At 61.9% G+C, this 9,644-nt stretch carries 5 protein-coding genes and 2 tRNA genes; 4 read left to right on the top strand and 3 right to left on the bottom strand.

The window, feature by feature from the left end; genetic code table 11:
- A partial coding sequence (locus ACYVDE_RS08295; protein WP_460501015.1) for a translocation/assembly module TamB domain-containing protein occupies nt 1–1,712 on the top strand: 1,712 nt, incomplete at its 5' end.
- A 71-nt stretch (nt 1,713–1,783) separates the two neighbouring features.
- Nucleotides 1,784–4,192 carry a translocation and assembly module lipoprotein TamL gene (gene tamL, locus ACYVDE_RS08300; RefSeq protein ID WP_460501016.1) on the top strand — a complete coding sequence of 803 codons (2,409 nt, stop codon included), beginning with the start codon at nt 1,784–1,786 and terminating at the stop codon, nt 4,190–4,192.
- A 92-nt stretch (nt 4,193–4,284) separates the two neighbouring features.
- On the opposite strand, the gene ACYVDE_RS08305 is transcribed toward tamL, so the two are convergent.
- On the bottom strand, nt 4,285–5,454 hold the full coding sequence (locus tag ACYVDE_RS08305) for a hypothetical protein (RefSeq protein WP_460501018.1): 1,170 nt from the start codon (nt 5,452–5,454) through the stop codon (nt 4,285–4,287).
- A 245-nt stretch (nt 5,455–5,699) separates the two neighbouring features.
- Between ACYVDE_RS08305 and ACYVDE_RS08310 the strand changes: the two genes are divergently transcribed.
- Nucleotides 5,700–7,712: an ATP-binding protein gene (locus tag ACYVDE_RS08310; RefSeq protein WP_460501020.1), complete on the top strand. Its 2,013-nt coding sequence runs from the start codon at nt 5,700–5,702 to the stop codon at nt 7,710–7,712.
- A gap of 773 nt (nt 7,713–8,485) precedes the next feature.
- On the opposite strand, the gene ACYVDE_RS08315 is transcribed toward ACYVDE_RS08310, so the two are convergent.
- Together ACYVDE_RS08315 and ACYVDE_RS08320 are read right to left on the bottom strand one after the other, a co-directional pair.
- Nucleotides 8,486–8,560 (bottom strand) — tRNA-Val (locus tag ACYVDE_RS08315).
- 81 nt (nt 8,561–8,641) lie between these two features.
- A tRNA-Val gene (locus tag ACYVDE_RS08320) sits at nt 8,642–8,716 on the bottom strand.
- Between the two features lie 256 nt (nt 8,717–8,972).
- Here ACYVDE_RS08320 and ACYVDE_RS08325 point away from each other — a divergent pair.
- A partial coding sequence (locus ACYVDE_RS08325) for a TerB family tellurite resistance protein (protein WP_460501021.1) occupies nt 8,973–9,644 on the top strand: 672 nt, incomplete at its 3' end.

Raw genomic sequence — 9,644 nt, forward strand, 5'->3', positions numbered from 1 at the left:
GCCTCACGGTGCAGGGCGCCCCGAGCGCCCCGGTGGTGCGCGGCACGCTGAACACCTCCGACGACGCGGCGTTTGTGGTGCCGCAGCTGGGCTCGCTCTACCGCCTGCCCAACCAGGCCATTGCGTTTGAGGAGCGCGGCCTGGCATTCAACAACTTCACGGTGCTCGATTCGGTCTCGAACAAGGCGGTTATCAACGGCTACCTGCTCACGAAGAACTACGTGGACTACGCCTTCGACATGCGCGCCACCACCGACAACTTTATGGCCGTGAACAGCACCCGCAAGGATAACACGCTGTTCTACGGCAAGCTGGTGGTGGACTCGCAAACCCGCCTCACGGGGCCGCTGACGCTGATTAATGTGAACACCAACGTAACCGTGGTGCCGCCCTCCGACCTCACCATCGAGTCGCCGGCCGCCGACCCGAGCAAGGTCGATACCGAAGGAATTGTGCAGTGGATTGACAAGAGCGCGCCTCTCGATACCATGCTGGCCCGCAAGCTGGCCGCCGGCGACACCCTGCGCATGGCCGCCCCGGGCTACGACGTAACGGCCGTGGTGACGGTAACCGACCGTACTCCCTTCACCATCATCATCGACCCGGTGAGCGGCGACAACCTGCGCGTGCGGGCCAACGGCACGCTCAACACCAACATCGACCCCACCGGCAACATCACGCTCAGCGGCCGCATCGAGGTGGCGCGCGGCCAGTACCACTTGTCGCTCTACGACTTGGCTTCGCGCGACTTCATTATCCGGCGCGGCTCGAGCATCACCTGGAGCGGCGACCCGTACAACGCCGACCTCAATATCACGGCCGTGTACCGGGTGCAGGCCGCCCCGGCCGACCTGCTGGCCGGCCAGGGCAGCAACGACCCCACGGCCAATACCATCTCGCGCAACCGCCTCCCCTTCCAGGTGCTGCTGAACGTGACCGAAAACCTGAGCAAACCGCTCATCGGCTTCGACATTCAGCTGCCCGAAAACCAGCGCGGCGCCCTCGGCGGCGAAGTAGAAGCCAAGCTGGCCCAGCTGCGCCAGCCCAACCAGACCTCGGAGCTGAGCAAGCAGGTATTCTCGCTGCTGATTCTGGGCCGCTTCCTCCAGGAAAACCCTTTCCAGAGCAGCGCCAGCGAAGGCTTCGTGGCCACGCAACTGCGCGGCTCGGCCAGCGCCGTGCTCACGGACCAGCTCCAGAACCTGACCGGCAAGTACCTGTCCGGCTTGGGCATCGACTTGGGCGTAACCAACCAGGCCGACTATAGCACCGGCGCCGCCCGCAGCCGCACCGACCTGAACGTGGCCGTACGCCGCCAGTTCCTAAACAACCGCCTCTCCGTTCGACTCGGCACCGACGTACCCCTGAGCGGCAACCAGGGCACCCAGGCCACGCAGGGCGCCAACGCCGCCAGCAACTTCGCCGGCGACGTGAGCATCGAGTACACCATTCTGCGCGATGGCCGCCTGCGCCTGCGCGCTTTCCGTCAGAACGCCTACGAGGACATCGACGGCCAGCTCATCAAAACCGGCGCGGCCTTGGTATTCCAACGCGAATACCGCGACCTGAAAGAGCTGTTCTCGAAAGTACCCAAGGACATCAAGGCCGAGCGCAAGGAGCAGCGCAAGCGCGAGAAAGCCGAGAAAAAGGCCGCAAAGGACTCTACCCAAACCGCCCCCGTAGCCCGGGCCGATAGCAGCGACGTGAAATGAGAAAGCTGCTGACTCCCACGTTCACTTCACTTCCTGCCCTCTTCCGCGGAGAGGGGGCACCGGTTATGCCCTTGATAGAACAATCAACTATAGAATCGTCCTCCCGAACCGGTGCCCCCTCTCCGCAGGAGAGGGGGGCAGGGGGTGAGGTTTTCGCCCGTGCCGTCTGCCTGGTCGCCCTCACGTTACTCGCCTCCTGCTCGGGCCTGCAATACATTCCCAAGGGCGAGAAGCTCTACACCGGCAGCAAAGTCACCATCAACGCGCCCGAGAAGCTGCCCAACCAGGCGGCGCTGCAAACCGAGCTCGAATCGGTGGTACGGCCCAAGCCCAACACGGCCATCTTGGGGCAGCGGCCCAAGCTGTATTTCTGGCACCTGGGTGTGGGCAAGAAAAAGGGCTTGGGCAAAACGCTGGCCGACAAGTTTGGCGAGCCGCCCGTGCTGCTCTCACAGGTGAAAGCCGCCGCCACGCGCGACCTCATCAGCAACCGGCTGCATAACAACGGCTACCTGCGCGGCACCACCACTTCAGAGGTGAAGGAGCAGGAGAAAACGGCGCAGGTGAACTACACCGCCAATGCCGGCCCGCTCTACCGCTACACCGAGGTCAACTTCCCCAAGCGCGACACGCTGATTGATGCGGCCATTCGCCGCACCCAAGGCGAAAGCCTGCTGAAAGTAGGCGACCCCTACAATCTCAACACCCTCACGGCCGAGCGGGTGCGCATCGACGCGGCCCTGAAAAACCAGGGCTACTACTACTTCTCGCCCGATTTGCTGATTTTCCAGGTGGATAGCACGCTGGATAAGAAGGCCACCGTGGACCTCCGCGTGAAGCCCACCGCGCCCGACAAAACCCTGCGCCCCTACTGGCTCGACCAAGTGTCGCTCAACACCGACTACATCCTCACCGATTCGACGCGCCACCAGCCTATTCGCTACAAAGGATACCAGTATTTCCCCGACGAGAAGATATTTAAAGCCTCGGCCATCACCCGGGCCACGTTTCTGTACCCCGACAGCGTGTTCCGCCGCCGCCGCCGTGACCAGACCCTGAGCCGCCTGATGAACTTGGGCACATTCCGCTTCGTCGAAATCCGCTTCAAGCCCGCCGCGGCCGGCGACACCACCGTAACCACGCCCGCCGGCACGCCCTACCAGCGCGCCCGCCTCGATGCCGAGGTGCTGATGACCCAGCTGAAAAAGAAAAGCCTGCGGGCCGAAGTGCAGCTGGCCACCAAAACCAACGGCTTCACGGGCCCGGCCCTCATCGTGGCTTTCCGCAACCGCTCGGCCCTGCGCGGCGGCGAGCAGCTCATCATCAACGGCACGGCCAGCACCGAAACCCAGACCGGCGGCGGCAACGCCAGCGTGGGCCTCACCAGCTACGAGCTGGGCGTGAACGCGCAGTTGCTCATTCCGCGCCTCGTGGTGCCCGACCTGCCGCTGCTGGATGTGCACCTGCCCAACTCCGACTTCCAGCCCCGCACCATCATCGGCGCGGGCTACAAAACCGTAACGCGGGCCGGCTACTTCCGCGAAGACCTGTTCAACTTCAACTACGGCTACACTTGGAAAACCAAGATTACCAACGAGCAGGAAATCCGGCCCATTGATATTACCTACGTGCGCCTGGCAAACCAGACGCAGCCTTTTACCGACCTGCTTAACTCGCGGCCCTACCTGCGCAGCGCCTTCCAGCAGCAGTTCATTCTGGCCAGCTCGTACCGCTATACTTACAACCAACAGGTGCTCGAGCAGCGCCGCCAGCAAATCTATTTCAGTGGGCAGGTAGAAGGTAGCGGCAACGTGGCCCAAGGCATCGCCAGCAGCTTTGGCTTCCCCAAAACCGATGGCAAATACACCATCGGCGGCCAGCAGTTCAGCCAGTATCTGAAGTTCGATTTGGAGCTGCGCGAGTACTACCGCCTCAACGCCAACCCCACGTCCGGCAACCGCATTGTGGCCCGCCTGCAAGCCGGCATCGGCATGCCCTACGGCAACTCCGACGTGCTACCCTACCCCAAGCAGTATGGTATCGGCGGCCCGAACTCGGTGCGGGCTTTCCCCGCGCGCGGCGTGGGGCCCGGCACCTACCGCCCCGCCACCGGCGACCAAATCAACAACCAGTTCTACGACCAGGTGGGCGACATTCGCCTCGAAGGCAACGTGGAATACCGCCAGGACCTGTTCCCCTACGTGAAGGGCGCCGTATTCGTGGATGCCGGCAACATCTGGCTGGCCAACCCCGACCTGGCCCGCCCCGGCCAGAACGCCGACGGCACCCCCGATGGCCGCTACGGCCAGTTCCAGCTCAATTCCTTTATGAAAGAACTGGCCGTGGGCTACGGCGCGGGCATCCGCATCGATGTCAATTTCTTCGTCATCCGCTTCGATTACGCCCTGCCCCTGCGCGACCCCACCGGCAAAACCGGCGGTGCCGGCCGCCTCAATCTGGCCATCGGCTACCCGTTCTAAGTGGTAAACTGGCAAATGAGTAGATGAGTAAGGTGAGTATTCAACCGGTGCCGTTTGGTACCTCTGAATACTCACCTTACTCATTTGCCAGTTTACCGAATGATGGGCATGCGCTCGAACGGCCGCTCGCGGTCGAATAAGTACCGGTAGGTGGCGTGCGTTTTCACGATGGTGGCGCCAATGGAGCGAATCGTGACAAGCATGCGCGGGTTGAAATCGCCAATCCAGTTCATTTCCAGGTCGGCGTAGCCCGCGTCAATGAACTGCTGGCGGGCATGCACCAGCATGGCCGCGTCCACGCCCTTGCCCTGATACTCGGGCACCACGCCGTAGATGATGCCAAACATGCGCTTATCGGTGCGCCGCATAAAGCGCCAGCGCGCCACCAGGAAGCGCAGCTTACCCCACAGGTTCAGCCGCCGGCCCACGTGCCGGAAAATCTGGTTCAGCTCGGGCAGGCTGATGAAAAACGCCACCGGTTCCGAGCCATGGTAGGCAAACCAGAGCAGGCGCTCATCCACCACGGGCTTCATTTCCTTCACGATGCTGCGGGCCTGGTCCAGCGTCATCGGCTTCACGCCGCCGTGCTTGGCCCAGGCCAGGTTGTACACGTGGTGGAAGTCGTGGGCCAGCTTCTCGGCATCGGCCTTGCGGGCGTGCTCGAAGCGGAATTCGGCCGCGTGCCCTTCAGCCTGCTGGGCAAAGCGGGCGTGCAGCGGGGCCGCCGTGGTACGGTAGCAGGTGTACTGCTTGAAGTAGAGCTGAAAGCCATACTGCTCGAACAGCGCCTGGTAGTACGGCGGGTGCCAGAACATGCCGTAGTTCGGCGGCCGGTCGAACCCATCAATCAGCAGCCCCCAGAACCGGTCGCGCTCGCCGAAGTTGATGGGGCCATCCATGGCCTGCATACCGCGCGCGGCCAGCCACTGCCGGCCCGCGTCGAACAACTGGTTGGCCGCCGCCTGGTCGTCGATGCACTCAAAAAAGCCCAGGCCGCCGGTGGGCAGGTCGGGGTTCTGCACGTCGGGCGCGTCGCGGTTGAGGAAAGCCGCCACCCGGCCAATGGTGCGGCCGGCTGCATCCGTCAGCACCCAGCGCACGGCCTCGCCGTTGGTGAACTTCGGGTTTTTGGCGGGGTCGAATACCGCTTCCACCTCGTTTTCGAGCGGGCCGATGTACTGGGGCACGCCGGCATGCAGGCGGGCGGGCAGGGCAATGAATTCCCGCGCCAGTTGCGGGGTGGTGACTTCGAGCAGCGGCATAAGAGAAGCGAAAGCAACAGCCGCACAACATGGCGACCAGACTGCAAAGAAAAGCCCTGCCCCGCGCTATGCTGCGCTGGCCGGCTTTTCCGAGCCTCGCCAGCATCAATATCGAAACATAGTATTACATTGGTAACCGACTCGCGCGCATGCGCCTGCCCGGACCAATTGGCCTGAATGCGCTGCTGGCTCTGGACCAAAGCAGGACTCGCTCTCCATTATCCTCTGCCTCTTTTCACCTCCCCATGAAGTCAGTTATACTTCTGATGCTGCTGGGCCTGGCTTTGCGATGTTCGGCGGCGCCCCCTCCCTCTCCCATCGATAGCCTGCGGCGCGCGCTGAGCGCCACCCCTGCCGACACCACCCGCGTGCTGCTGCTCAGCCAGTTGGCCGCCGAGCTCACCCACGTCGACCCGCTGGCCACCATTGCTCACTGCCGCCAAGCCCTGCAGCTGGCCCAGCAAATTGGCTTCCGCCGGGGCGAAGCCCTGGCCCTGATACGGCTGGGTTCGGGCTTTCGCGAGGTCGGCAACTACCCGGCGGCCCAGCAGTTCGGCCTCAAAGGGCTGCATGTGGCCGAGGAAACGGGCAATGCCCCGCTCATTGCGCGCGGCCTCAACGCCCTCGGCTACCTCAGCTGGGAGCAGGGCAACAGCCGGTCTGCTCTGTTTTACCTGCGCCGGGCCAAAGCCGTGGCCGAGCGCAGCCACGCCGAAGCCGTGCTCACCCGCATTCTGGGCAACATCGGCAACGTGTACCAGCAGCTGCACCAGCCCGATTCGGCCTTGTACTACTCGCGCCAGGGCTTGGCCCTCGACCTGCGCAACCACGACTTGGCCAGCGAAGTCGGCGATGCCGCCACGCTGGGCAACATCTACGCCAGCCTGGGCAACCGCGCGCAGGCCCAGCACTACTACCGCTACAGCCTGCGCCGCTCGCTGAGCGAAGGCTTCACCTTTGCCCTCTGCCGGGCCTATCAGGGGCAAGCCCGCTTATTCTACCCGCCGGCCGGCCAGCCGGCCGATTCGGCCCTGTATTTTGCACAGCAGGCCCTCGCTATTGCCCGGCGCGGCAGCTACCCGCGCGGTCAGTTCGAGGCGGCGCAGTTTTTGGCCACCGCCCTGGCGGCGCGGCACGATACCGCGGCCGCTTTTCGCTACCTCCAGCTGGCCAATACCACCCGCGACACCTTGTTCAGCGCCACCAAGCTTAGCCACATGCAGGCCCTCGACGTGAGCGAGCGCCTGCGCCTAAGCGAGCTCGATAGCCAGCGCGCGCAGGCGGCCAGCCACCGCCGCCAAATCTGGTTGCAGGCGGCCCTGGCCGCAACAGTGCCCGCACTGCTGCTGCTGTGGCGCTACGGCCGCCTGCGCCAGCGCGCCAACCAGCAGCTCAACGCCAAAAACGCGCAGCTCGAAGCCCAGCACGACGAGATACGGGCCACCCTGGCTCGCCTCGAAGAAACCCAGGCCCAACTAGTACAAAGCGAGAAAATGGCTTTCCTGGGCGAGCTCACCGCCGGCATTGCCCACGAATTGCAAAACCCGCTGGCTTTTGTGCGCAACTTCGCCGACGTCAGCGCCGAACTGGTCGAAGGCATCGCTACCGACTCCGTTTCGGCGAACGGCGCCAGCGACGGCCAAGAGCTGCTATTAGCCGGCTTGCGGCGCAACCTGCACGAAATCAGCCAGCACGGGCAGCGCGCCACCTCAATTATTTCAAGCATGCTGGCCCGTACCCGCGGTGGCGCGGCGGCGCCCCATCAGCCCACCAACCTCAACGACCTGGCCCTCGAATATCTGCGCCTGGCCTATCAGGGGCTGCGTGCCAAAGATAAGTCCTTCGTTACGGCTCGCAGCACCCGGCTGGCGGCCAACCTCCCGCTAGTGCCCGCTGCCGCCCCCGACCTTGGCCGGGTGTTCCTCAATTTATTCAGCAACGCCTTCTATGCTGTGCGCCAGCGCCAGCAGAGCGGCGAGAACGGCTACGCACCGTTGGTGCAGCTTGCTTCGCAGTTGCTGCCATCGGGCCACGTCGAAATCCGCATTCGCGACAATGGGTGCGGCATCCCGGCCGCCGTGCAGGCCAGCATCTTCCAACCGTTTTTTACTACCAAAAAGGCAGGCGACGGCACCGGCTTGGGCCTGGCCCTGGCGCACGACATTGTGGTGCGCGACCATGGTGGCACGCTCACCGTCGAATCGGTCGAAAACGAGTTCACCGAATTTACCATCTGCCTTCCGGCGCCCACCGCCTAGGCCCAGCTGCCGCTAGCTGCGCTTGGCTTAGTATACCGCGCTGGTATTCATAAACGGGCCACGCACATTATGCCTGAGTCAACTCAGTGGCATCCCAGACAACGTGCTAGCTGCCCTGCTCACCACCTGGCTCAGCCCTGCGGCCAAAAGGCTCGCAGCGGATGTGGGGCCACGTCGCTGCCGCTGGCTCCCAACGCCGGCGGAATGCCCGTTGGCAAACGACCTCGCAGGCCTCGGTTGGCCTGGAATTGGGCAAGTAGAAAGCAAAACGGGCATTCATTCCGGTTATCGCCCGTCCCAATTACTCGCTCTGCCATTGGAATCTGCTGGGCAACTCGGCAACGTGGGTGGGTATGATAGATAGCAGACCCAGAGTCGTCGGGCTGGCTGCTAAAGAATGGAAAAGCGACTTCCATAACAATTCGAATTTTTTTTATAAATGTAAAATAAAGTAATGTCATTTTATGCACTTATCAAAAAATAAATTTAACTAATCAATGCAATGTTTATAAAAATTACCGTTGTATTTTGGTACACCAGCTTTTACATAGCTTGATTCAAACCTCATAATCAAATGATTACAGTATCAATCAACTAAACCCGTCCAGTTGCGACAAAGCCATAACGCAATTTTGTGGCACTCGGGAGCCTGCAAACTGCCAGTGGGCAAGCGTGCACGCAACGGCGCCGGCAACCGCCAAGCGCACATGCCGTTGCGGCCCAAAAAGCAAAACAGCCACTCAGCAATGAAGCTAAGTGGCTGTTAATTAGTGTGGGAAGTAAAGGGCTCGAACCTTCGACCTCTGCTGTGTGAAAGCAGCGCTCTGAACCAACTGAGCTAACCTCCCGGGGAATCCGGATGAACCGACGTTCATCCTGTAAATAAAAACAGTCACTTAGTTTTCGAGCTAAGTGACTGTTTTTCAGTGTGGGGGATGTAGGGTTCGAACCTACGACCCTCTGCTTGTAAGGCAGATGCTCTGAACCAGCTGAGCTAATCCCCCGAGCGGCGTTGTGCCGTTTGGTAATGCAAAGATGGGAGGTCTTTTTGGAAATGCCAAACCTGACGAACGCATTTTTCTGTGGCGGCACTGTATAGGGACGCTGTTTTGCCTCCAACAATTTCATTTACAGGGGCAGAAATTTTTCATTTTTTTTTGGGAGTGTTGCTCAGCCTTACCCCACCCCTACCACACAACGGAATCGAAAAGCAGCCGTTCAAGGTCGAAATCAACCATCCCTCACCTCTTTTCCTTCTCCATGAACACGCAACTGCTCCAGAACTATTCGGAAGACGAAAAAACCGCTTATCTGAGCGCCATTGCCAGCCTCGCCACGGCCGACCGCCAGGCCTCGCCGGCCGAGGGCCAGTTTCTGCAGGCGCTGTGCCAGCAGGCGGGCCTGTCGGAAGGGGCTACCCAGCAGGTGGCCGCGGCCGCCCAAAACGCCAGCAACGAAGGCATTCAGCAGAGCCTGGACACGCTGAAAAACAGCGACCTGCGCTTTTCGCTCGTAACCGACCTCATCAGCTTTGCCCGCGCCGACGGTGCTTATTCGAACGACGAAGAAGCCATGATTGGTAAGATGTCGGCTTACCTCGGCATTAACCCCGAGCAAAAGCAAACCCTCGAAACGGTGGTCGACCAGGCCGCTAACGTGGCGCACAACCCGCAAGACCCCGCCAAAGAAGGCTTTTTTAACAGCATCGGCGACAAGCTTTCCAACGTGGGCATTCCGAAAGGCGCCCTGATGGCTGGCCTGCTCGGCGTGGTTGCTCCGATGGTGATTTCGAAAGTGATTGGCGGCGGCAGCTCCAACGCCGGCTATGGTAACCAAGGCAATGCTGGAGGCGGCCTGCTCGGCGGCAGCATGGGCGGCCTGTTGGGTGGCGCGGCGCACAGCGGCATGGGCTCGCTGCTTGGTGGCCTGCTC

Source organism: Hymenobacter agri, from assembly GCF_054778495.1.